Raw genomic sequence first — 23,406 nt, 5'->3', positions numbered from 1 at the left:
CCCGGCGCCGTCAGGCATCGCCCAGCACGCTCACGTGGAAGGCGTGCACCCGGCGCGCGTCGGCGCCGGCGACGCGGAACACGAACCGGTCCAGCGTCAGCTCCTCGCCGGCTTCCGGCAGGTGCCCGATCGCCGCGGTGACCAGGCCGCCGATGGTGTCGTACTCGTCGTCGCCGAAGTCGGCGCCGAAACGCTCGTTGAAATCCTCGATCGGGGTCAGCGCGTCGACCACGAACTGGCCGTCGGCCTGCGCCGCGATCAGCGCGTTGGGGTCCTCGGCGTCGTCGTGCTCGTCGTCGATCTCGCCGACGATCTGCTCCAGCACGTCCTCGATCGTCAGCAGGCCGGCGACGCCGCCGTGCTCGTCGATCACGATCGCCATGTGGTTGCGCGACTGGCGGAACTCGCGCAGCAGGATGTCCAGCCGCTTGGATTCGGGGATCAGCACCGCCGGCCGCAGCAGCGCGTGGACATTGGCGGGGCCGTCGTCGGCGACCACGCCGCGCAGCAGGTCCTTGGCCAGCAGGATGCCGAGGATCTCGTCCTTGTCGTCGCCGTGGACCGGGAAGCGCGAGTGGCCGGACTCGACCACCATCTTCATCAGCTCCAGGAACGGCGCGTCGGCGGGCAGGGCGACCATTTGCGAGCGCGGGATCATCACGTCGCCGACGGTGAGGTCGGAGACGGCGATGGCGCCTTCCATCATGGTCAGGGTGTCGGCCTCGATCAGGCCGTCGGCCTGCGCATCGCGCAGCAACTCGACCAGGTCCTCGCGGGTGGTGGGCTCGCCGGACAGCGCCGAGCTGATGCGGTCGAGCCAGGAGCGGCGCTTGTCATGGGCGCGCTCGGGCGAATCGGTCGGCTGGGCGTGGGTACTACTGTCGTCCTCGGACATTGAACAGGTTCATGGATACGCCCGGGGGATGAGCGTCCCCGCGAGTCTAGCGTATCGGCATGGCTGTCGTGGCAGGCCCCGGCACGAGCGCGGGGTGCGGCCGGCGCAGTGGTCAGTCGACGGCGAGGTAGGGGTCGTCGATGCCGAGGCCGGCGAGGATTTCGCGCTCCAGCTGCTCCATGCACTCGGCCTCGCGCTCGTCCTCGTGGTCCCAGCCCAGCAGGTGCAGGGCGCCGTGGACGGTCAGGTGGGCGTAGTGGTCGTTGAGGCGCTTGCGCTGTTCGCGCGCCTCGCGGGCGACCACCGGCGCGCAGATCACCAGGTCGCCCAGCACCGGCAGTTCCACGCCCTCGGGCAGCTCGGCCGGGAAGCTGAGCACGTTGGTGGCGTAGTCCTTGCCGCGGTAGTGGCGGTTGAACGCGCGGCCTTCCTTCGCGTCGACCAGGCGGATGGCGAGGTCGGCTCGGCGGATCCGGCCGTCCAGCGCCGCGGCCACCCAGCGGCGGAAGCTCACGGCCGACGGAATGCCGGCGCGCGGCAGGCCGTAACTGACGGAGACGTCGATCAGGGTGGCGGGTTGACTCATTCGCAGTCGTCCGTGTGGCCGCTCAGGTAGCGGGGCCGGTCTGCGCGTCCTGCGCGTCGCGGGCGTCATAGGCATTGACGATGCGTGCGACCAGTGGGTGGCGCACCACGTCCCGCGACTCGAAGAAGGTGAAGCTGACCCCGTCGACATTGCGCAGCACGTCGAGCGCGTCCTTCAGGCCGGACTTCTGGTGGCGGGGCAGGTCGACCTGGGTGAGGTCGCCGGTCACCACCGCGGTGCTTCCGTAGCCGATGCGGGTCAGGAACATCTTCATCTGCTCGATCGTGGTGTTCTGCGCTTCGTCGAGGATCACATAGGCATCGTTAAGCGTGCGTCCGCGCATGTAGGCCAGCGGCGCGATCTCGATGACGTTCTTCTCCAGCAGCTTGACCACCTTCTCGACGCCGAGCATCTCGTACAGGGCGTCGTACAGCGGGCGCAGGTAGGGGTCGACCTTCTGGGTGAGGTCGCCGGGCAGGAAGCCGAGCTTCTCGCCGGCCTCGACCGCCGGGCGCACCAGCACCAGCCGCTGCACGCGCGACTCGTTCAGCGCCTCGACCGCGCTGGCGACCGCGAGGAAGGTCTTGCCGGTACCCGCCGGGCCGATGCCGAAGTTGATGTCGTGGGTGGCGATCGCGTGCAGGTACTTGGCCTGGTTGCGGCCGCGGCCGCGGATGGTGCCGCGCTTGACCCGGATCGCGACCTCCTGCGGTTCGATGTCCTCGTCGACCATGCCGTCCGCGCCGATTTCAGCCAGTGCGAGGTGGATCGCCGGTTCGTCCAGCACCTGGCCGGCGGCGTCCTCCCACAGGCCGCGCAGCAGCTTCTCGGTCTTGCCGACCATCGCCTTCGGGCCGGTCAGGCGGTAGACGTTGCCGCGGCTGGCGAGTTCCACCCCGGTGCGCAGTTCGATCATGCGCAGATGGGCGTCGAACGGACCGTTGAGGTTGGCCAGGCGTTCGGTGTCGGGCGGGTCGAGGGTGAACTCGGACGTCGTGCGTGCGGCCATGGGGAGTGGTTGCGCGTGGGCGTGCCAGCTTGCGCCCGCGGGGTGTTTTTCGCAAAGTGCCGGGGACTTCGACGCGGGGACGGCGCATGCGCAAGACGCGGGTACGGACATCGGCCACGCTGGCCGTACTGTTGGCGACGCTGGCGCTGCCGGCAGCCGCCGAGGGCGTGACGGTGCTGGACGCCGCGCGCATCCACACGATGGACCCGGCTCAACCGCGGGTCGAGGCGATGGCCTTTGACGACGCCGGCCGGATCCTCGCGCTCGGCACGCGCGCCGCGCTGCACGAGCGTTACCCCGACGCCGCGCGACTGGACGCCGGCGATGCGACCGTCATCCCGGGCCTCATCGATGCCCACGGCCACGTCGCCGGCCTCGGGCTGACCAAGATGCGTGCCGACCTGGTCGGCGCCGCCAGCAAGGACGAGGTGCTGCAGCGGCTGCGCGCGTTCGCCGCCGACCTGCCCGAAGACGCTTGGCTGCTCGGTCGCGGCTGGGACCAGAACGACTGGCCGGAACGCGCCTTCCCGACCGCCGCCGACCTCGACGCCGCTTTCCCCGGCCGCCCGGTCTGGCTGACCCGGGTCGACGGCCACGCCGGCTGGGCCAACAGCGCGGCACTGGCGGCGGTCGAGCGCGACCTGTCCGGCGACTGGCAGCCCGACGGGGGCCGCATCGTCCGCGACGCGCAGGGCAGGGCGACCGGCGTCCTCGTCGACAGCGCGATGGCGCTGGTCGCTTCGGCCATGCCGGCGATGGATGCCGCGGCGACCGAACACGCGCTGGAGCTGGGCATGCGACAGGCGGTCGAGCACGGCCTGACCGGCGTCCACGACGCCGGCGTGTCGCTGCAGGAACTGCGCGCCTACCAGGCGCTGGCCGACCGCGACGCGATGCCGCTGCGCATCCACGCGATGGCCGACGGCGACGGCGAGGCACTGGCGTGGCTGTGCGACAACGGCCTGTACACCCACCCGGACGGCCGCCTGCAGATGCGCGCGGTGAAGCTGTTCATCGATGGCGCCCTTGGCAGCCGCGGCGCCGCGCTGCTGGACGACTACAGCGACGACAGCGGCAACCACGGCCTGCTGCTGATGACGCCGGAGCAACTGGTCGACGTCGCCACGCGGGCCAAGCGCTGCGGCGTGCAGGTCGCCACCCACGCGATCGGCGACCGCGGCAACCGGGTGGTGCTCGACGCCTTCGAGCACGTCCTTGGCGACGATGCCGCCGGCGACCACCGCTGGCGCGTTGAACATGCGCAGATCCTCACCCGCGCCGACATCCCGCGGTTCGACGCGCTCGGCGTGATCGCCTCGATGCAGCCGACCCACGCGACCTCCGACATGCCGTGGGCCGCCGACCGCATCGGTGACGAGCGGATCCAGTGGGCCTACGCGTGGCGCAAGCTGCGCGATGCCGGCGCCCGGCTGGCGCTGGGTTCGGACTTTCCGGTGGAGTCGGTCGACCCGCGGCTCGGGCTGTACGCCGCCGCCACCCGCACCGATTCCACGGCTGCGCCGGCCGGTGGCTGGCAGCCGCAGGAGAAGCTCACCGCCTGGGAGGCGCTGCGCGGTTTCACCTCCGACGCCGCCTATGCCGGCTTCGCCGAGGACCAGGTCGGCAGTCTCGAGGTCGGCAAGCGCGCCGATTTCGTGCTGCTGGCGCAGGACCCGCTGGCGATCGACCCGGCCGGGCTGGACGAACTCGACGTGCTGGCGACCTACGTCGACGGCGAGGCGGTCTACCGCCGGCCGTGAGCGGTCCCGCAGGCGTCCGTACGCCGCCGCACCCTACGGCGGGGTGCGGGCGTGGCGTGATGCCCGTCACCCTGCCGGTCGATCGTGGCGCCTAGAATCGGCGCCGGAGTTTCACCCGTCCACGGACCTGGATCAGGAGCTTTACCCGCATGAAGCATTCGCGCTGGCGCAATCGCGCCCTCGTAGTCGCAACCGTCGCCATCGCCGCGACCGGACTTTTCCTCGTCATCGCACCGGCCGTCGAGCGTGGTGCCGACGCCGCAACCGACCTGGAACAGGGCGGTGAAGCCCCGGCCAACGGTGGCGGCGCATCGGGCATCGACACCCTCGTGTACGCCGGCGACGGTGGCCACGCGGGCGAGAGTCCGCGCACGCCGCCGATTCCACCCAACCTGCCACCGGTCGACCCGGTCGATCCGCCGGAGTACGACACCAGCCTGCCGCCGGACACGCTCTATGCCGAGCATGCGCCGGCCAGGGCCCACTTCGCCGGCAAGCTGCCGTTCGGTGTCGACGATCGCACCTATGTCGAGTTCAACCGCGCTGCGCTGGCATCGCTCGGTGTCGGTTCGACGCTGACGCTGCGCACCCCGGACGACGGCAAGCCGCATACCGTGCGGATCGACGAGATCCAGGTCCACCCCAACGGCGACAAGTCCTGGATCGGCCACGTGGTGGATGCGGGCGGCGAAGTACTGCCTGCGGTATTCACCCAGGGCGAGGACTCCAGTTTCGGCAGCATCAGCACGCGCAGTGGCACCTACAGCCTGGAGGCCGAGGGCCGGCTGGGCTGGATCGCCAACGTGGACCGGCTGCGCCAGCACCAGGACTTCGACCAGCCCGACGTGCTGCTGCCCGACCCCGCCGACGCCGTCGCACCGCCCGACGCACGCTGAGCAAGGCGCGCGGGCGACGAGCGTTCGTCCGCGTGCATCCCCCCGGTCGCCGGATTCCGGCGGCACCCCCAGCCGGCCCCCGGCCGGCGATCCACCCTGCAACCAAGGACCCGCCGATATGGACAGCCCCAGCAACACCGGCCCCCGCAAACACCGCCTCGCGACCCTCGCGCTGGCCCTGGCCGGCACCGTCGCCGCCGGCCAGGCCGCCGCCGAGAACGTGGTCGACATCATGTACGTCTACACGCCCGAGGCGGCGCAGTACGGCGGCGACATCGAGACCCGGCTCAACCAGTACATCGCCCAGTCCAACCAGGCCTACCAGACCAGCAACGTCGACATCCGCCTGAGGCTGGTGCACAGCGTCCAGAGCAGCAACTCGAACTACCGCTACACGGGCAACACCGCGCTGAACTACATCACCTACAACGACGGCGCCATCCACGCGTTGCGCGACGACCATGGCGCGGATTTCGTCGGCCTGCTCAACATGGCGCCCGGCGGCCTGTGCGGCGTCGGCTGGCTCGGCCAGAGCAGCGGCGGCGTGATCACCACGACGTCCAAGAACATGGCCTACAGCAGCTCGGCGATCGACTGCGGTTACCTGACCTTTACCCACGAGCTCGGCCACAACATGGGCCTGATGCACAGCCGCCGGCAGGGCGACACCTCCGGCGGCCACCACGTGTACGGCATGGGCTACGGGGTCGACTACTCGTTCGCCACCCTGATGGCGTATGCGTACCTGTTCAACACCAACTACGTGTATCGCTTTTCCAACCCGCGCCAGACCTGCAACGGCACCGCCTGCGGCGACGCCTCGACCGCGGACTCGGCGCGTTCGCTGGGCCTGATGGCGAACCAGTACCCCGACTATCGCCCGTCGCGCACCGACCCCGACCCGGGCCCGGAGCCGGATCCGGAGCTGCCGGTGCCGCCGCAGGGCAGCAACATGATCGCCAACCCGAGCTTCGAGGACGGTCTGGGCGGCTGGGCGGGTGCCCATGGCGGCAGTCTGTCGCTGAGCGGCACCCGGCGCCACGGCGGCAAGCAGGGCGTGGCGGTGTCCAACCGCGGCTCGTACGCGGCCGGCTTCGCCCAGGACATCACCGGCAAGCTGCAGACGGGTACCGACTACACCTTCGGGCTGTGGATGCGCCTGCAGGGCAAGTCCAGCGATACCGCGCGCGTGGTGCTGGAGGTCAACGGCGGCGAGAGCTACGTCGACCTGGGCCGCTTCGGTGTGACCGATGCGTGGACCGAAATCGATGGCGAATTCACCCACCAGGTGCCCGCCGGCAGCCGGGTGCGCCTGCTGGTCTACGGCCCGGCCGCCGGTGTCAACTTCCATGCCGACAGCATCAGCATCGCCCCGGTCGATGGCGGTGACGACAGCGGCAACCTGGTTCGCAACGGCGATTTCGAAGGCGGCACCGCGGCGTCGTGGGCGCGTACCTTCGGCGGCACCCTCGGCGTGGTCGGCGACGGCTTCAACAGCAGCCGCAGCCTGCGTCTGTCGAACCGTACCTCGTGGTACGACGGCGTCGGCCAGGAGCTGGTCGGGCTCGAGGCGGGCAGCGACTACGTCGCAAGCGCGCGGGTCAAGGTCAGTGGCCGCAACGATCCCACCTCGCTGTGGGTCCTGATCCACGATGACAGCGGCCGCTACTGGCAGCGCGTGGCGTGGGCGGCGGCCGACAACGGCGACTGGACCGAGCTGACCGGCAAGTTCCGGATCGAGCCGGTCGGCACGCTGTACTCGGTCGCACTGCACGTGATGGGGCCGAACGCCGGCGTCGATTTCCAGGTCGACGACATCAGCGTGGTGCCGATCTAGAGCCGTCCACCACTCCTTGGATGCGCGACGCCGGCCCAGTGCCGGCGTCGTCGCATCGGGGTTCAGTGCCTTGTGGCGCGAACCAGCAACACGGCGGCGACCGTCGCGACCACTATGCTGCCGCCCAGCCACAGCCAGGCGGTCACGCTCGGCGCAAACACGCCGCCGTCGAAGGCGCGCATGCCGAACGGCAGCAGTCCCAGCACCGCGACCCCGCCCAGCCACAGCCCCAGCGCGTGACGGCGCAGCGGGCTGTCGGGTGGCGGTGCCATCGGGACCTGCCGGTTACAGCGTTTCGACGCGGCCGCGGAGCGAGTTGCTCAACGCCCCGGTGATCACCACGTCGACGAACTGCCCGACCAGCCGCTTCGGCCCGGCGAAGTTCACCGACCGCATGTTCTCGGTCTTGCCGGTCAATTCGTCGGGGTTCTTCTTCGACGGGCCCTCGACCAGCACCTTCTGCACGCTGCCGACCATCGCCTCGGAAATCTTCCGCGCGTTCTCGTTGATCGTCGCCTGCAACCGCGACAGACGGGCGTGCTTCTCTTCGGACGTGGTGTTGTCGTCCAGGTCCGCCGCCGGCGTGCCCGGCCGGCGCGAATAGATGAAGGAGAAGCTCTGGTCGAAACCGACGTCCTCGATCAGCTTCATCGTCTTCTCGAAGTCCGCCTCGCTCTCGCCGGGGAAGCCGACGATGAAGTCCGAGCTGATCGAAATGTCCGGCCGCACAGCCCGCAGCTTGCGCACCTTCTGCTTGAACTCCAGCGCCGTGTAGCCGCGCTTCATCGCGCTCAGCACGCGGTCGCTGCCCGACTGCACCGGCAGGTGCAGGTAGTTGGCCAGTTCCGGCACGTCGCGATAGGCCTCGACCAGCGAATCGGAGAACTCCAGCGGGTGCGAGGTGGTGAAGCGGATGCGGTCGACGCCGTCGATCTGCGCGATCGTGCGGATCAGCAGGCCCAGGTCGGCGACCTCGCCGGCGGTGTCCTCGCCCATCGGCCCGCGGTAGGCATTGACGTTCTGCCCGAGCAGGTTGACCTCGCGCACCCCCTGCGCGGCCAGCTGCGCCACCTCGACCAGCACGTCCTCGAACGGCCGGCTGACCTCCTCGCCGCGGGTGTAGGGCACCACGCAGAACGAGCAGTATTTGGAACAGCCCTCCATGATCGACACGAACGCGCTCGGGCCCTCGGCACGCGGTTCCGGCAGGCGGTCGAATTTCTCGATCTCGGGAAAGCTGATGTCGACCTGCGGCTGGCCGGACTCGCGGCGGGCGCGGACCAGCTCCGGCAGGCGGTGCAGGGTCTGCGGGCCGAACACCAGGTCCACGTAGGGCGCGCGCTTGACGATCGCCTCGCCCTCCTGGCTCGCCACGCAACCACCGACGCCGATCAGCACCGGCTTGTCACCGGCCTTGAGCGACTTCCAGCGCCCGAGCTGGCTGAATACCTTTTCCTGCGCTTTTTCGCGGATCGAGCAGGTATTGACCAGGATCACGTCGGCTTCTTCGACGTTATCGGTCAGCTCCAGCCCGTCGCTGGCCGCCAGCACGTCGGCCATCTTGGCCGAGTCGTACTCGTTCATCTGGCAGCCGTGGGTCTGGATATAGAGCTTTCCGGACGCCGGCAGGCCGGAGGGGAGCGTGGCGGGGCGGGCGGGGGTTTGGGCTTGGGTGTCAGTAGTGGTCATGGGAATCCGGAAGGGCGGTGCTTATTCCGCGCCGGCTGACTGGAAACCGAACAGTCTAGCGCGGAAGCCCGGCCATCCCGCGCAGCAGGTCGCGTTTTGCAGAATCAGGGACTTGGCAACGCCCCGGCGAAGGGGGAGACTCGCGCCCATGAGGGGGAACCTGTTGTTTCTGGGGCTTGCATGCCTGCTGGTCGCCACGCCCGTGGCCGCCGGTACCGTCTACCGCTGCGACAGCGCCGATGGCGGCCGCAGCTACGTCAGCAAGCGCATCCCCGGCGCCAAGTGCAGCGCCATCAGCAGCTACACCACCAGCAAGTCGCCGCCGCCGGCCCGCAAGGCCGCGACCCCGGCGTCCGCCACCGCGATCGGCAGCGCCACGCCAGCCAGCACCACCGCCGGTTCGCCGGCGTCGGTGGAGACGGCAGGCGCCAGCATGACCAACGCCGCGCCGGTCAAATCGGTCAAGCCCGGCTCGGCGGGCTCGCGCCTGGTCCAGGGGCAGGTCTACTCCTATATCAAGGACGGCGTGCGCCACTACACCAGCGACAGGCCGAAGGGCGTGGTCGCCCGCGCCAGCGCGGTGCGCACGATCAAGTACAGCTTCCTCGAGACCTGCTTCGCCTGCGCGGCCAAGCCGGGGGTCGATTTCGGCAACGTCCGCCTCAACACGGTGGCCTACCGTGACGAGATCGCCGCCGCCGCCCGGGAGCACGGCGTCGACGAAGCCATCGTCCGCGCCGTGATCCACGCCGAATCGGCGTTCAACCCCAACGCGCTGTCGCGGGTCGGTGCGCAGGGCCTGATGCAGCTGATGCCGGCCACCGCGCGTCGCTTCGGGGTGGGCAACGCGTTCGACGCGGGGCAGAACATCCAGGGCGGCGTCGAATACCTCGCGTGGCTGCTCAAGCGCTTCGACGGCAACCTGACCCTGGCCGCCGCCGGTTACAACGCCGGCGAGGGCAACGTCGACAAGTACAACGGGGTCCCGCCCTTCAGCGAGACGCAGCGCTACGTGCAGCGCGTCGGGGTGCTGGCCGAGCGCTACCGCGCCGCGCAGTGACGCGGCCGGGCGCCGCGCACGACGCCGGGCGACCGGCGCGGCGCGACGGATTGTCGGGTCGTTAACCGTTCCGTTACACTTCCCCGTCTTTTGAGCCGCCAGCCTTCGCCAGTGGTGCAGGCCGTGCGGTGAACGTCGATTTCAAGATTCGCGGAGTGCCGGATGGCCAACCAAGGGATCCATGATCCTCGCAGCGAGCACGCGGGCGTGCCCGCGGGCGAGCCCGTCAACCACGGTCGCCGCAGGTTCCTGACCGCGACCACCGCCGTGGTCGGCGCCGTCGGGGCCGGCTTCGTGGCGGTGCCCTTCATCAAGTCGTGGAACCCCAGCGAGCGCGCCAAGCTCGCCGGTGCGCCGATCAGCGCCGACATCAGCACGCTCGAGGTGGGCCAGCGCCTGATCCTCGAGTGGCGCGGCCAGCCGATCTGGATCGTCCGCCGCTCGCAGGAGATCCTGCAGGCGCTGCCGACGCTCGACGACCAGTTGCGCGACCCGATGTCGGAGAACCCCGAGCAGCAGCCGGCCTACGTGCTGGAGGGCGATGCCCACATGCGCTCGATCAAGCCCGAGGTCTCGGTGCTGGTCGGCCTGTGCACCCACCTGGGCTGCTCGCCGGAAATGAAGGCCGAGATCCGCCCCCAGCCGTTCGACGCCAACTGGAAGGGCGGCTACTTCTGCCCCTGCCACAAGTCCAAGTTCGACATGGCCGGGCGCGTCTACGAGGGCGTGCCGGCGCCGACCAACCTGGTCGTGCCGCCGCACCACTACGAAAACGACACCACCATCGTCATCGGTGTCGACCCCTCGCAGTCGAACAGCCAGGGAGCCGCATAAACCATGGCCAATATCTTCACCCGCAGCGCCAACGGCGTGATGGACTGGGTCAACGAACGCGCCCCCGCGCTTGCGCCGATGTACCGCAAGCACATGAGCGAGTACTACGCGCCCAAGAACTTCAACATCTGGTACATCTTCGGCGTGCTGTCGCTGGTGGCGCTGGTCAACCAGATCGTGACCGGCATCTTCCTGACGATGCATTTCAAGCCGAGCGCGGCGGAAGCCTTCGCCTCGGTCGAGTACATCATGCGCGACGTGGAGTGGGGCTGGCTGATCCGCTACATGCACTCCACCGGTGCGTCGCTGTTCTTCGTGGTGGTCTACATCCACATGTTCCGCGGCCTGATGTACGGCTCGTACCGCAAGCCGCGCGAGCTGGTGTGGATCCTCGGCATGCTGATCTACCTGGTGCTGATGGCCGAGGCCTTCATGGGCTACGTGCTGCCGTGGGGGCAGATGTCCTTCTGGGGCGCCAAGGTGATCATCTCGCTGTTCGGCGCGATCCCGGTCATCGGCAACGGCCTGACCGAGTGGATCATGGGCGACTACCTGCCCGGCGATGCCACCCTCAACCGCTTCTTCGCCCTGCACGTGATCGCGATGCCGCTGGTCCTGCTGCTGCTGGTGGTGCTGCACCTGGGCGCGCTGCACGAGGTCGGGTCCAACAACCCCGACGGCGTGGAGATCAAGAAGGGGCCGAAGGGCAACCGCTGGTCGCCGCTGGCGCCGGCTGACGGCATCCCGTTCCACCCGTACTACACGGTCAAGGACACGGTGTTCGTCGGCTTCTTCCTGATGCTGGCTGCGTTCATCATCTTCTTCGCGCCGGCGCTGGGTGGCTGGTTCCTCGAGCACGACAACTTCACCGAGGCCAACCGCCTGGTGACGCCGGAGCACATCAAGCCGGTCTGGTACTACACCCCGTACTACGCGATGCTGCGGGTCATCCCCGACAAGCTGGGCGGCGTGCTGGTGATGTTCGGCGCGATCGCGATCCTGTTCGCGGTGCCGTGGCTGGACCGCAGCAAGGTCCACTCGGTGCGCTACCGCGGCTGGATCTCCAAGGTCATGCTGGTCCTGCTGGCGGTGTGCTTCGTGTGGCTCGGCAAGATCGGCGCCGGCCCGGGTACCGACCCGGTCGAGACCCAGATCGGCCGCGTCCTGACCTTCCTTTATTTCGCCTTCTTCATCACGATGCCGCTGTGGACCAAGATCGACAAGACCAAGCCGGTGCCGGAACGGGTGACGACGCATGACTAAGTCCAGGCTTTTCCGCAACCGCGTGTTCACCCGCTTTGCCACTGTCGTCGCCGGCATGCTGGTTTCGGCTTCGGCACTCGCCGCGACGGGCGGCGACCTGCAGCAGTCGGGCGTCGACCTGGGCGACCAGGCCTCGCTGCAGCGCGGCGCCCAGCTGTACATGAACTACTGCTCGGGCTGCCACTCGCTCAAGTACCTGCGTTACTCGCGCATCGCCGAGGACCTGGGCCTGACCGAAGAGCAGGTCATGGACAACCTCAACTTCACCGGCGCCAAGTTCGGCGAGCAGATCCAGGTCGCCATGCCGGCCGAGCACGCCACCGGCTGGTTCGGCAAGATGCCGCCGGACCTCAGCCTGATCTCGCGCGTGCGCGGCAGCGACTGGATCTACACCTACCTCAAGTCGTTCTACCTGGACGAGTCGAGCACGCTGGGTTGGAACAACAAGCTGTTCCCGAACGTGTCGATGCCCAACCCGCTGTGGGAGCTGCAGGGCCTGCAGCACGCGGAGTACGGCGAGCCCGACGCGGCGACCGGCGAGCGCCCGGTGACCGGCCTCAAGGTCACCCAGGCCGGGTCGCTGGACCCGCAGGCCTTCGACCAGGCCGTCCGGGACATCACTGCTTTCCTCGAGTACGCCGGTGAACCGGCCGCCCTCAAGCGCCAGAGCATGGGCGTGTGGGTGATCCTGTTCCTCGCTGCGTTCACGTTCCTCGCCTGGCTGTTGAAGAAGGAATACTGGCGAGACGTGCACTAGGCGATCCCGGTCGAAAAGCCCGCACTTCGAGTGCGGGTTTTTCCGTGCCGGTCCGGTGCGTCCGTGCACGCACCGGCGACGCGACTCGAGGCCGTGACGACCGCCCGCGCTGGGTGGGCGGCGTCTTGCGACCGGCGGAATCCGGGCGCTGGAGAGGTCGATGATGGCGGCGAGCCCACGCATGCGTAATGCCCTTACCCTGTTCTCCTCGAACGACTGCGTCCTGTGCCACCGCGTGCGGCTGGTACTGGCCGCCAAGGGCGTCACCTACGACCTGATCCCGGTCGACCCGCAGAATCCGCCGGAAGACCTGGTCGACCTCAACCCGTACCACTCGGTGCCGACCCTGGTCGAGCGCGACCTGGTGCTGTATGCCGCCAGCGTGGTCAGCGAGTACCTCGACGAGCGCTACCCGCACCCGCCGCTGATGCCGGTCGATCCGCTGTCGCGCGCCCGCTTGCGCCTGGCGATGCTGCGGCTGGAGCACGACTGGGTGCCGCAGGTGCAGGCGATCCAGCTCGGCAACAAGGCGCAGGCCGACGCCGGCCGCAAGCGCCTGAAAGAGCTGCTGACCGCCTCGGTGCCGCTGTTCAAGGCGTTCAAGTTCTTCCTCAACACCGAGATGAGCCTCGCCGACTGCGCGATGGCGCCGATCATCTGGCGCCTGCCGGCGCTCGGCGTGCCGCTGCCGAAGGACGGCAAGGCGATCGAGGACTACGGCAACCGGATCTTCCGCAACCCGGGGTTCACCCGCAGCCTGACCGAGCAGGAGCGCCGCCTGCGCGACCTGCCGGCCTGACGCGCTGTGACGGCGCCCGCAACGGGCGACGAAAGCGGTCGCGTTCGCGCGCGACTGCTCTAGACTGCGCGCATGACCGAAAGCGCAGCACCGATGACCAGCCACCGCCCGTACCTGCTGCGGGCGTTGTACGAGTGGATCGCCGACAACGACATGACCCCGCACCTGCTGGTCGATGCGACCCGGCCCGGCGTGCTGGTGCCAGCGCATGCGGTGAATGAGGGCCGGATCGTGCTGAACGTCGCCCAGCGCGCGGTGTCCGGCCTGCAGATGGACAACGAGCTGATCCGCTTCAGCGCGCGCTTCGGCGGTGTCAGCCAGTCGATCTCGGTGCCGGTCGGCGCGGTGCTGGCGATCTACGCGCGCGAGACCGGACAGGGCATGGCTCTGCCCGAGGAAGCCGATGACGGTGGCAGCCACCATGCGCTGCCCGACGAAGGCGCGCGGCCGTCGCTCAGTGCGGTGCCGAGCGAGCCGGGCGACGCGTCGACCGGCGAGCCCGTGGATGACGGGGATGGTCCGGACGGTCCCGACGACGCCGGCCCGGGCCCGCGCCGCGGCGCCCACCTGCGCGTGGTGAAGTAGCCGCGGTTACTGCAGCCGCGCTGGCTGCGACGCCAGCGGCCCGGTGAACGACACCAGTTTGTCGCCGCGCAGCACCAGCCGCCCGGCATGGCGGTCGTCGCCATTGCGCGAGTAGTCGAAGCGGAACGTGCGTTCCCACCCGAGCCAGCCACTGTCGAGCCGGCACAGCTTCAGGCCGGTCGCGTGCACGCTCTGGTCGAGCCACTGAACGCCGGCGGCCTGGCAGGCGTCGCGGCCGACCGCCTCGGCGCGTTCGGCGGCGGCGCGGCCGGCGCTCCAGAACGCGAACGCGGCGGCGCCGGCGATCATCAGGATGACCAGGGTCGGCATGGTTCAGCGGGCCGGCGGCGGGCCGAGCTTGAGCGACAGGTCGACCGCGCGGATGTGCTTGGTCAGCCCGCCGATCGAGATGAAGTCCACGCCGTCCCCGGCGATCGCGCGCAGGCCGGCGAGGTCGACGCCGCCGGAGACTTCCAGCGGCACCCGGCGCGGATGCGCGGCGGCCACGGCGACCGCCTCGCGACGGGTCGCCGCGTCGAAGTCGTCGACCAGGATGCGGTCGCAGCCGGCGTCCAAAGCCTCGCGCAGCTGCTCGAGCGTCTCGACCTCGACGATCAGCGGCAGCATGGGGTGGGCGGCGCTTGCAGCCTCGATGGCGGCGGTCAACGAACCCGCCGCGCGGACGTGGTTCTCCTTCAGCATCACCGCGTCGTACAGGCCCATGCGGTGGTTGCAGCCGCCGCCGACGCGGACCGCGTACTTCTGCGCCTGGCGCAGGCCCGGGATGGTTTTGCGGGTGTCGAGGATGCGGGTGCCGGTGCCGGCCACCGCGGCGACGTGCTCGGCGGTGCTGGTGGCGGTTGCCGACAGTGTCTGCATGAAGTTCAACGACGCGCGCTCGGCGCTGACCAGGGCGCGGGCGCGGCCCTGCAGGGTCGCCAGCACGGTGCCGGCGGCGACGCGATCGCCTTCTTCCACCCGCCAGTCGATGCGCACGTCGGGGTCGAGCGCGCGATGGCAGGCGTCGAACCACGGCCGGCCGCAGACCACCGCGTCCTCCTTGCACAGCAGGTAGGCGCTGTCCGCCTCGTCGGCCAGCAGGGCGGCGGTGACGTCGCCGGAACCGATGTCCTCGGCCAGCGCCGCGGCCACGTCGGCCGCGACGACCTCGCTGGGCATCGCGAAGCCCGTGCTCATGCCGCGGGGAAGCCGTCGACCTGGGTGGTCTCGATCGCTTCCTCGGCCAGCAGCACCGGGATGCCGTCGTCTACCCGGTAGACCCGTTTGCGGTCGCGGGTGACCAGTGCCTCGCGCAGCGCGGTGGCCTGGGCGCCGCCGTCGCCGCGGACCACGCCGCCGGCGTCGATCGCCCGGTTGAGCGCCTGCAGGCCCTGGCTGTCCAGCAGCGCGAGCGGTTGGCGGGTGGCGGGGCAGACGAGCAGGTCGAGCAGTTTGCGGTCCACGTGGGTGGCTCCTTGCGTGGCGGTGAAGCACCGGCGGAAGGTCGGTAGAATACCGTTTTGCCGCAGGTCCGGACCATGACAGACACCGCGCACGCGCCGCTCGTCGGCATCGTGATGGGTTCCCGCTCCGACTGGGAGACGATGCAGCACGCGGCCGCCCGGCTGGAGGCGCTCGGCGTGCCGCACGAGGTCCGGGTGGTCTCGGCGCACCGCACCCCGGACGTGCTGTTCGACTACGCCGCCGGCGCCGCCGGCCGCGGCCTGCGCGCGATCATCGCCGGTGCCGGTGGCGCCGCCCACCTGCCGGGCATGCTGGCCGCCAAGACAGCAGTGCCGGTGCTCGGTGTACCGGTGCAGTCGAAGGCGCTGAACGGCATGGACTCGCTGCTGTCCATCGTGCAGATGCCCGCCGGGATCCCGGTGGCGACGTTCGCGATCGGCAATGCCGGCGCGTCCAACGCCGCGCTGTTCGCCGCGGCGATGCTGGCGGCCGGGCACCCGGCGATCGGCGAGGCGCTCGATGCCTTCCGCACCCGGCAGACCGAAGAGGTCGCCGGCAACGACGACCCGCGCAAGTGAGGCCGGCATGACCACGGTCGGCATCCTCGGTGGTGGCCAGCTGGCCCGCATGCTCGCGCTGGAGGGCGCTCCGCTGGGCGTGCGCTTCCTGGTGATGGACGCCACGGCCGAGGCCTGCGCCGGCCAGTTCGCGCCGATGGTGGTCGGCGACTACACCGACGAGGCGGCGCTGGCCGAGTTCGCCTCGCGCGTCGACGTCGCCACCTTCGATTTCGAGAACGTGCCGTCGGAGTCCGCCCGCTGGCTGACCGACCGCGTCGCGGTTTACCCGAACCCGCGAGCGCTGGGTACCGCGCAGGACCGGCTGGCCGAGAAGACCCTGTTCCGCGAGCTCGGCATCCCGGTGCCGCCTTTCGCCGCCATCGACACCCGTGCGGAACTCGACGCGGCGATCGACGCGGTCGGCACGCCGTGCATCCTCAAGACGCGGCGGCTCGGCTACGACGGCAAGGGGCAGTTCCGGATCAGGACGGCGGCCGACGCCGACGCGGCGTGGCAGGCGCTCGGTGCGCAGGCGTCGAAGGTGGGGCTGATCCTCGAAGGCTTCGTCGCGTTCCAGCGCGAGCTGTCGGTGGTGGCGGTGCGCGGCCGCGACGGCGAGTTCCGCACCTGGCCGCTGACGGAGAACTGGCACGTCGACGGCGTGCTGTCGGCCAGCCTCGCGCCGGCGGTGGTCGAGCCCGGCCTGGCCGAAACCGCATCCACCTATGCCCGGCAACTGGCCGAGGCGCTGGACTATGTCGGCGTGTTCGCGCTGGAGCTGTTCTGCCGCGACGGCGAACTGCTGGCCAACGAGTTGGCGCCGCGCGTGCACAACTCCGGCCACTGGACCATCGAGGGTGCCGAGACCAGCCAGTTCCAGAACCACCTGCGCGCCGTGCTCGGCCTGCCGCTGGGCTCGACCCGGATGGTCGGTCACGCCTGCATGCTCAACTGGATCGGCGCGATGCCCGAGGCCCGCGCGGTGCTGGCCGAGCCGGGCGGACACTGGCACGACTACGGCAAGGCTCCGCGCGAGGGGCGCAAGGTCGGGCATGCGACGTTGCGGGCGGATTCGACCGCGGAACTGGCCGCGGCGCTGGGCAAGGTCGGGGCGGCGCTGGGTCGCGAGGCGCAGGTGGCGCCTGTCATCGCGCGACTCCAGGACGGCGAGTCTTTGTAGGAGCGACGTCAGTCGCGACCTGTACATCGTCTCAAGGGTTCGGCGGGTCGCGACTTACGTCGCTCCTACAAAGACTGATGGCTCGAACAGCGGTCCACCGGCAACGGAAGAAGCCGGGTTCCACCCTTGCCACAAACAAAAAACGGCCGGGTCGCCCCGGCCGTTTCGCGTATCAGGCAACCGCCGCCGATCACTTCATGTTCGAAGCGACGAACTCCCAGTTGACCAGGTTCCAGAACGACTCGACGTACTTCGGCCGCGCGTTGCGGTAGTCGATGTAGTACGCGTGCTCCCACACGTCGCAGGTCAGGAGCGGGGTGTCCTCGCCGGTCAGCGGGGTGTTGGCGTTGGAGGTGCTGACCAGCGCGAGGGCGCCGTCGGGGCGCTGCACCAGCCACGCCCAGCCCGAACCGAAGGTCTTGACCGCGGTGTCGGTGAACTGCTGCCTGAAGCTGGCGAAGTCGCCGAACGCCTTGTTGATCGCATCGGCGACCTTGCCGGTCGGCTCGCCGCCGCCGTTGGGGGCCATGCAGTTCCAGAAGAACGTGTGGTTCCACACCTGCGCGGCGTTGTTGAACATGCCGCCCTGCGCCTTGCGGATGATCTCCACCAGGTCCATGTCGGCGAACTCGGTGCCCTCGATCATCTTGTTGAGGTTGTCGACGTAGGCCTTGTGGTGCTTGCCGTGGTGGTAGTCGAGGGTCTCGGCGGAGATGTGCGGCTCCAGCGCGGTGCGGTCGTAGGGCAGGGGAGGCAGTTCGATGGCCATGGGCGGGTCTCCTTGTTGGGGGCTGGCGGTGCAGGGCGTGCCGCCGGTCGCCGAAGCGATCGCGTGCGGGCAGCCCGGCGGCTTACAATCCCCATTCTATCCCCACGCCTTGTTGGCTGGCCGCGAAAAGGCCGGGACAGGGCATCCCAGGAGTAACCCGAATGTCGGTGATCGAGCGGATCCAGGCCGAGGTCGAAGGCCACCCGGTCGTGTTGTTCATGAAGGGGACCGCACAGTTCCCGATGTGCGGCTTCTCCAGTCGCGCGGTGCAGGCGCTGCAGACCGCCGGCGCGACCGACCTGCACACCGTCAACGTGCTCGAGGACCCGGAAGTGCGCGCCAACCTGCCGCGCTTCTCCAACTGGCCGACCTTCCCGCAGCTGTTCATCCATGGCGAGCTGATCGGTGGCTGCGACATCACGATGGAGCTGTTCGAGTCGGGCGAACTGGCCCGCATGATCAGCGAAACGCGCAGCGAGTGAGTACCGCGGTGGGCAACGAACCGCACGACGGCATCGGCGAACTCGACGGCCGGGTCGTGCTGGTCAGCGGCGCCGCCGGCGGGCTCGGCTCGGCCGCCGCCAAGGCGTGCGCACGCGCCGGCGCCACCGTGGTGCTGCTCGGTCGCAAGCTGCCGCGCCTCAACCGCGTGTACGACGCGGCCGCGGCGCTCGGCCCGGAACCGGTGCTGTATCCACTGGACCTGGAGGGCGCCGGCCCGGACGACTACCAGGAGCTCGCCAGCCGGCTCGAGCAGGAGTTCGGCCGCCTCGACGGCGTGCTGCACTGCGCCGCCGAGTTCCGCGGCCTGACACCGCTGCTGCAGACCGACCCGGCCACGTTCGCCCGCGCGATCCACGTCAACCTCACCGCCCCGTGGTGGTTGAGCCAGGCCTGCCTGCCGCTGATGGCGCGCAGCCCCGATGCCGCGCTGGTCTTCGCAATGGACGACCCCGAGCGCGTCGGCAAGGCCAACTGGGGCGGCTATGGCATCGCCCACCACGGCCTCGCGGCGCTGGTCGGGATGCTGCACGGCGAGCTGGCCAACAGTTCCGTGCGGGTCGCCGGCCTGCGTCCGGGCCCGATGCGCACCGCCCTGCGCGCCCGCGCCTACGTCGACGAGCACGACCGCGCCGCGCGCGACCCCGAGACCCGCGCGCAGGCCTGTGTCACCCTGCTGTCGGCCGCCGGCGCTGCCCATCGCGGCCAGGTGTGGGCGCCCGCCGGCTGAGCCGGCCGCACTCAAGGACCCCGGATGACCATCGCCTCGGCCGCACTGCTGCTGTTTTTGATCCTCGACCCGCTGGGCAACATCCCGGTGTTCCTCAGCCTGCTGCGGACGCTGCCGCCCCGGCGCCAGCGGATCGTGCTCGCGCGCGAGCTGCTGATCGCGCTGGCGGTGCTGATGATCTTCCTGTGGGCCGGCAAGTACTTCCTCGAAGCGATGCACCTGCGGCAGGAGTCGGTGTCGATCGCCGGTGGCATCGTGCTGTTCCTGATCGGCATCCGGATGATCTTCCCGCCGCCGGAAGGCCTGATGGGCGAACTGCCCGACGGCGAACCCTTCATCGTGCCGATGGCGATCCCGCTGGTGGCCGGGCCGTCCGGCATGGCCGCGGTGATGCTGATGGGCAGCAACGAGCCCGGCCGGCTGGGCGAGTGGAGCCTGGCGCTGCTGATCGCCTGGGGTGCGACCGCGGCGATCCTGTTCTCGGCGACCGTGCTCTACAAGTGGCTGGGCCGGCGCGCGCTGACCGCGGTGGAGCGCCTGATGGGCATGCTGCTGGTCGCGATTTCGGTGCAGATGTTCCTCGACGGCCTGGGCGCGTATCTGCAGATCGGGCCGGCCGCCTGACTGTCATCCGACTGTCACCGGTTTGCCGCGTACCGGTCCGCCGGAGCGGCTCCGCTTGACGCAACGGACCTCCTCGCCGTAACAAAACCGTCAACCATCCGCCGTAGTATCGCCGCGTGTTAAACTCACGTTAACCGGCGTCAGCGCCGGTTTCTCGTGTCCGACGTACCCGGTGGTCGCCCCAGGCGGGCCCCGGGGCCAGTGCCCTTCCCATCCCGAGGCCATCCGCCATGAATCACCCCAGCCGCGCCCGCATGTCCAGGCTCACGCTCGGTTTGCTCGTCGCCCTTGCCACCGCTCCCGCGTTCGCCCAGAGCACCTCCGCCGGTGTCGGCGGCCAGGTCGTCGGCGCCGACGGCCAGCCCGTCGCGGGTGCCGAAGTAACCATCGTCCACACCGAGTCGGGCACGGTCAGCCGCGTGGTCACCGATGACAGCGGCCGCTACAACGCGCGCGGCCTGCGCGTGGGTGGTCCGTACTCGATCACCATCAACAAGGCCGGCGCCGGTACGAGCTCGGAAGAGGACGTCTACCTCCCGCTGAACCAGGTGACGACGGTCGACGCCCAGCTCAACAACGACCTGACGACGCTGCAGTCGGTGCAGGTCGTGGGCGAGTTGCTCCCGGAAATCTTCGGTGCCGACAAGATGGGTACCGGCACCAACGTCGATCGCGAACAGATCGAGTCGCTGCCGTCGATCCAGCGCAACATCCAGGACTACATGCGACTGGATCCGCGCCTGGCCCAGACCGACAAGGGGCGCGGCGAGATCTCCGCCGGTGGCCAGAACACCCGCTTCAACTCGATCCGTATCGACGGCGTGTCGACCAACGATCCGTTCGGCCTTGAAGCCAACAACATGCCGACGCTGCGCCAGCCGGTCTCGATGGACGCCATCGAGGCCATCAACATCGACCTGGCGAACTATGACACCACGATCGCCGGCGGCACCGGTGCCGTCGTTGACGCGGTGACCAAGTCGGGTACCAACGAGTTCGGGGGCACGGCGTACTACGTGTTCCGCGACAACGATATGGTGCGCGACAACGAGGACGGCACGCCGTTCGGTGGCTTCACCGACGAGGAAACCTACGGCTTCACGGTGGGTGGCCCGATCGTGAAGGACAAGCTGTTCTTCTTCGCCAACTACGAGAAGTTCACCCGTGCGGCGCCGGGGCCGGCATACGGTCCGGTCGGCTCGGGTGCGTCCAACATCGTCGACATCACTCCCGAGCAGATCGCCGAGGCGCAGCAAATCGCGCGCGACGTCTACGGGCTCGACATCGGTTCGTTCACCGTCCCGGGTGACCTGGAAACGAACGTCGAGGAGTACGCGGTCAAGCTCGACTGGAACATCAACGACTACCATCGCGCCTCGCTGCGCTACTCCAAGATGGAGCAGGTCGATGCCAACCTGCCGGGCATCGGCAACAGCTCGCTGTCCCTCAACAGCTACTGGTACGACCACAACAAGACCTTCGAGAGCACCGTCGTGCAGCTGTTCAGCGACTGGTCGATGGATTTCTCGACCGAGTTCAAGCTGTCCACGCGTGACTACAGCGCCATTCGCGACTCGCTCGGCGATCCGATGCCGAACATCGGCATCAGCCTGCGCGAGTTCGATCCGTCCGCGCCGGGCTTCGATCCGGACGAGCCGGCAGGCACCCCTTACCTGAACTTCGGTACCGAGGAGTTCACGCACATCAACCGGGTCGAGACCGAGCAGCTCAGTGCGTTCGGTGCCGGTACCTGGTACATGGGCGATCACGCGGTCAAGTTCGGTTTCGATTGGGAGAAGAACGAGATCTTCAACCTGTTCGGCCGTGACCTGTTCGGCAGCTACACGTTTGCCAGCCTCGACCATTTCCGCGACGGCGAATACTGGGAATACAGCTCCCGTCGTCCGCTGCCGGGCCAGCCGTTCGAGAGCATCGCCGCGGATTTCTCGTACGAGAACCTCGGCCTGTTCGTGCAGGACGACTGGATGGTGACCGACAACCTGACGTTGATGTACGGCGTCCGCGTCGACACCCCGAGCATTGATGAGAGCCCGCGCAAGAACGAGCTGATCGAGCTCGTCTACGGCCTCGACAACACCGCCACAATCGACGGCCAGGAGCTGGTCCAGCCGCGCTTCGGGTTCAACTACACCTTCGACAGCGAGCGTCCCACCCAGTTGCGTGGTGGCATCGGCCTGTTCCAGGGCGCCGCGGCCAACGTGTGGATCGGCAACTCGTTCCAGAACGCCGGCTTCACCCCGCAGATCTACGGCCTGGAGCTCGAGGACTACAGCCTGGCCGAGCGTGAGGCGATCTGGGCTCAGTATCCGTTCAACCCGGATCCGGACGCGCAGCCGATCGTCGAGGGTGGCCAGCAGATGGTCGTCGCCCTGATGGATCCGGAGCTGGAGCAGCCGTCGGTTTGGAAGGCCAACCTGGCGTTCGACCACCAGCTGCCGTGGTACGGCATCGTGGCGTCGGCCGAGGCGCTGTTCACCAGCGTCAAGACCGGCTTGCACTACGAGATCCTGGGCCTGGGTGCGCCGACCGCGATGGGGCCTGACGGCCGCCTGTCGTACTGGTGCGACCCCGCGACCGCCAGCGGTGGTGACCGTTGCAACAGCGGCGACGCCATCGCCGCCCTGCGTGCCTCGGGCCAGCTCCCGGCCGAGTTCGAGAACATCACCGACTGGGGTGGCGACAACGTTGTCTACCTGCGCCCGACCAACAAGGGTGAAGGCCAGCAGCTCACGGTCAGCCTGAGCAAGCCGCTGACGGAGAACTGGTCGTGGATGTTCGGCTACACCTACACCCAGGCCACGGAGGTCAATCCGCTGACCTCCTCGCAGGCGCACTCGAACTGGGATGGTCGGGCGATCCTCAACCCGAACACCCCGACCGCGGACACCTCCAACTACGAGATCCGCGACCGGTTCACCGGTGCCGTGACCTGGCGCAAGGCGTTCTTCGGTGACTACAACACCCAGGTGTCGGTGTTCTATGAAGGCCGCTCCGGTCGTCCGTACAGCTGGACGTTCCAGAACGACGCCAACGGCGACAGCGAGACCAACGACCTCTTCTACGTGCCGTCCGGTCCGGGCGACGTCATCTTCACCGGTGGCGCGGAGATGGAAGCGGCGTTCTTCGACTGGCTTGCCGCCCATCCGGAGCTGTCGCGCTTCCAGGGCGAGGTCGCCCCGCGCAACAGCTCGCGCTCGTCGTTCGTCAACACCTTCGACGTGCGCATCCTGCAGGAGCTCCCGGGCTTCTGGAAGGGCCACAAGTCGGAGATCTGGCTGGACATCATGAACATCGGCAACCTGATCAACGACGACTGGGGCCAGATCAGCGAGATCGGCTTCCCGTTCGGTCGTCGCGTCGCCGAGCTTGAAGGCATGCAGGACGGCAAGTACGTCTACAGCTTCGATCCGGACGATGTGTTCAGCGAGCGCCTGTACGACACCACCGGGCAGTCCCGCTGGGCCGTGCAGGTCGGTTTCCGCTACAGGTTCTGATCCGTCGGAACGATTGCACCACGGAAGCGGCCGGGGAAACCCGGCCGTTTCCGTATGCGCTGTGTAGGAGCAACTGTCTTCTTCAGATCGGCT

Annotated in this window: 24 protein-coding genes; 15 read left to right on the top strand and 9 right to left on the bottom strand. The window is 69.0% G+C overall.

Annotated features, from left to right (window positions below; genetic code table 11):
- Positions 1-10 precede the first annotated feature (10 nt).
- From N799_RS05535 to N799_RS05525, 3 genes are all read right to left on the bottom strand, one after another.
- Complete coding sequence (locus N799_RS05535) at positions 11-895, bottom strand: CorC family transporter (protein ID WP_036209126.1); 885 nt, start codon at positions 893-895, stop codon at positions 11-13.
- 112 nt (positions 896-1,007) lie between these two features.
- The gene (gene ybeY / locus N799_RS05530; protein ID WP_036209124.1) at positions 1,008-1,481 is read right to left on the bottom strand and encodes an rRNA maturation RNase YbeY; all 474 of its coding nucleotides are present in this window, start codon (positions 1,479-1,481) and stop codon (positions 1,008-1,010) included.
- A 22-nt stretch (positions 1,482-1,503) separates the two neighbouring features.
- The gene (locus N799_RS05525) at positions 1,504-2,490 is read right to left on the bottom strand and encodes a PhoH family protein (protein ID WP_036209121.1); all 987 of its coding nucleotides are present in this window, start codon (positions 2,488-2,490) and stop codon (positions 1,504-1,506) included.
- An 86-nt stretch (positions 2,491-2,576) separates the two neighbouring features.
- Between N799_RS05525 and N799_RS05520 the strand changes: the two genes are divergently transcribed.
- From N799_RS05520 to N799_RS14320, 3 genes are all read left to right on the top strand, one after another.
- Positions 2,577-4,250 (top strand): amidohydrolase, encoded by a 1,674-nt coding sequence (locus tag N799_RS05520; protein ID WP_081974709.1) that lies wholly within the window; start codon positions 2,577-2,579, stop codon positions 4,248-4,250.
- Positions 4,251-4,399: 149 nt separating this feature from the next.
- Complete coding sequence (locus N799_RS15625; protein WP_036209118.1) at positions 4,400-5,146, top strand: hypothetical protein; 747 nt, start codon at positions 4,400-4,402, stop codon at positions 5,144-5,146.
- Between the two features lie 118 nt (positions 5,147-5,264).
- Positions 5,265-6,983, top strand: coding sequence for a carbohydrate binding domain-containing protein (locus tag N799_RS14320; RefSeq protein WP_052101268.1), 1,719 nt, complete (start codon positions 5,265-5,267; stop codon positions 6,981-6,983).
- Positions 6,984-7,045: 62 nt separating this feature from the next.
- Here the strand turns inward: N799_RS14320 and N799_RS05505 are convergent, their stop codons facing one another.
- The gene (locus tag N799_RS05505) at positions 7,046-7,255 is read right to left on the bottom strand and encodes a hypothetical protein (protein ID WP_036209116.1); all 210 of its coding nucleotides are present in this window, start codon (positions 7,253-7,255) and stop codon (positions 7,046-7,048) included.
- Positions 7,256-7,268: 13 nt separating this feature from the next.
- Entirely contained in the window at positions 7,269-8,672 is a 1,404-nt protein-coding gene (gene miaB / locus N799_RS05500; protein ID WP_081974707.1) for a tRNA (N6-isopentenyl adenosine(37)-C2)-methylthiotransferase MiaB, read from the bottom strand.
- A gap of 148 nt (positions 8,673-8,820) precedes the next feature.
- Here miaB and N799_RS05495 point away from each other — a divergent pair, with 148 nt between their 5' ends.
- The 6 genes from N799_RS05495 (at position 8,821) to N799_RS05470 (ending at position 13,970) form a co-directional block, all read left to right on the top strand.
- Positions 8,821-9,732 carry a lytic transglycosylase domain-containing protein gene (locus N799_RS05495; protein WP_036209112.1) on the top strand — a complete coding sequence of 304 codons (912 nt, stop codon included), beginning with the start codon at positions 8,821-8,823 and terminating at the stop codon, positions 9,730-9,732.
- A 162-nt stretch (positions 9,733-9,894) separates the two neighbouring features.
- Positions 9,895-10,566: a ubiquinol-cytochrome c reductase iron-sulfur subunit gene (gene petA / locus N799_RS05490; protein ID WP_052101267.1), complete on the top strand. Its 672-nt coding sequence runs from the start codon at positions 9,895-9,897 to the stop codon at positions 10,564-10,566.
- A 3-nt stretch (positions 10,567-10,569) separates the two neighbouring features.
- Positions 10,570-11,829, top strand: coding sequence for a cytochrome b (locus tag N799_RS05485; RefSeq protein ID WP_036209109.1), 1,260 nt, complete (start codon positions 10,570-10,572; stop codon positions 11,827-11,829).
- A gap of 55 nt (positions 11,830-11,884) precedes the next feature.
- Complete coding sequence (locus N799_RS05480) at positions 11,885-12,586, top strand: cytochrome c1 (RefSeq protein ID WP_425476958.1); 702 nt, start codon at positions 11,885-11,887, stop codon at positions 12,584-12,586.
- Between the two features lie 163 nt (positions 12,587-12,749).
- Complete coding sequence (locus tag N799_RS05475) at positions 12,750-13,385, top strand: glutathione S-transferase N-terminal domain-containing protein (RefSeq protein ID WP_036209291.1); 636 nt, start codon at positions 12,750-12,752, stop codon at positions 13,383-13,385.
- Positions 13,386-13,457: 72 nt separating this feature from the next.
- The gene (locus tag N799_RS05470; RefSeq protein ID WP_036209103.1) at positions 13,458-13,970 is read left to right on the top strand and encodes a ClpXP protease specificity-enhancing factor; all 513 of its coding nucleotides are present in this window, start codon (positions 13,458-13,460) and stop codon (positions 13,968-13,970) included.
- A 6-nt stretch (positions 13,971-13,976) separates the two neighbouring features.
- Here the strand turns inward: N799_RS05470 and N799_RS05465 are convergent, their stop codons facing one another.
- From N799_RS05465 to N799_RS05455, 3 genes are read right to left on the bottom strand one after another with little or no spacing between them, the layout of a single operon-like run.
- A complete protein-coding gene (locus tag N799_RS05465; RefSeq protein ID WP_036209098.1) occupies positions 13,977-14,300 on the bottom strand; it encodes a DUF3301 domain-containing protein in 324 nt (107 codons plus the stop codon).
- A gap of 3 nt (positions 14,301-14,303) precedes the next feature.
- Positions 14,304-15,167: a carboxylating nicotinate-nucleotide diphosphorylase gene (gene nadC, locus N799_RS05460; RefSeq protein ID WP_036209094.1), complete on the bottom strand. Its 864-nt coding sequence runs from the start codon at positions 15,165-15,167 to the stop codon at positions 14,304-14,306.
- Positions 15,164-15,433: a Trm112 family protein gene (locus tag N799_RS05455; protein WP_036209092.1), complete on the bottom strand. Its 270-nt coding sequence runs from the start codon at positions 15,431-15,433 to the stop codon at positions 15,164-15,166. Before N799_RS05455 ends, nadC begins: the two co-directional genes overlap by 4 nt.
- A 75-nt stretch (positions 15,434-15,508) precedes the next feature.
- Between N799_RS05455 and purE the strand changes: the two genes are divergently transcribed.
- The gene (gene purE, locus N799_RS05450; protein ID WP_036209089.1) at positions 15,509-16,012 is read left to right on the top strand and encodes a 5-(carboxyamino)imidazole ribonucleotide mutase; all 504 of its coding nucleotides are present in this window, start codon (positions 15,509-15,511) and stop codon (positions 16,010-16,012) included.
- Between the two features lie 7 nt (positions 16,013-16,019).
- A complete protein-coding gene (locus N799_RS05445; RefSeq protein WP_036209086.1) occupies positions 16,020-17,174 on the top strand; it encodes a 5-(carboxyamino)imidazole ribonucleotide synthase in 1,155 nt (384 codons plus the stop codon).
- A gap of 190 nt (positions 17,175-17,364) precedes the next feature.
- Here N799_RS05445 and N799_RS05440 read toward each other — a convergent pair whose 3' ends face one another.
- Positions 17,365-17,943, bottom strand: coding sequence for a superoxide dismutase (locus N799_RS05440; protein WP_036209083.1), 579 nt, complete (start codon positions 17,941-17,943; stop codon positions 17,365-17,367).
- Positions 17,944-18,104: 161 nt separating this feature from the next.
- Here N799_RS05440 and grxD point away from each other — a divergent pair, with 161 nt between their 5' ends.
- From grxD to N799_RS05420, 4 genes are all read left to right on the top strand, one after another.
- Positions 18,105-18,425: a Grx4 family monothiol glutaredoxin gene (grxD, locus tag N799_RS05435; RefSeq protein ID WP_036209080.1), complete on the top strand. Its 321-nt coding sequence runs from the start codon at positions 18,105-18,107 to the stop codon at positions 18,423-18,425.
- Positions 18,422-19,174 carry an SDR family NAD(P)-dependent oxidoreductase gene (locus tag N799_RS05430; RefSeq protein ID WP_052101266.1) on the top strand — a complete coding sequence of 251 codons (753 nt, stop codon included), beginning with the start codon at positions 18,422-18,424 and terminating at the stop codon, positions 19,172-19,174. Before grxD ends, N799_RS05430 begins: the two co-directional genes overlap by 4 nt.
- A gap of 24 nt (positions 19,175-19,198) precedes the next feature.
- Complete coding sequence (locus N799_RS05425; RefSeq protein ID WP_036209078.1) at positions 19,199-19,798, top strand: YhgN family NAAT transporter; 600 nt, start codon at positions 19,199-19,201, stop codon at positions 19,796-19,798.
- A 230-nt stretch (positions 19,799-20,028) separates the two neighbouring features.
- Positions 20,029-23,313, top strand: a complete 3,285-nt coding sequence (locus tag N799_RS05420; RefSeq protein WP_036209076.1) for a TonB-dependent receptor — start codon at positions 20,029-20,031, stop codon at positions 23,311-23,313.
- Positions 23,314-23,406 lie beyond the last annotated feature (93 nt).

This window comes from Lysobacter arseniciresistens ZS79 (assembly GCF_000768335.1).
Taxonomy (GTDB): Bacteria; Pseudomonadota; Gammaproteobacteria; order Xanthomonadales; family Xanthomonadaceae; genus Novilysobacter; species Novilysobacter arseniciresistens.
The sequence above is the reverse complement of the archived record's forward strand: the minus strand, read 5'-3'. Positions and strand labels throughout refer to the sequence as shown.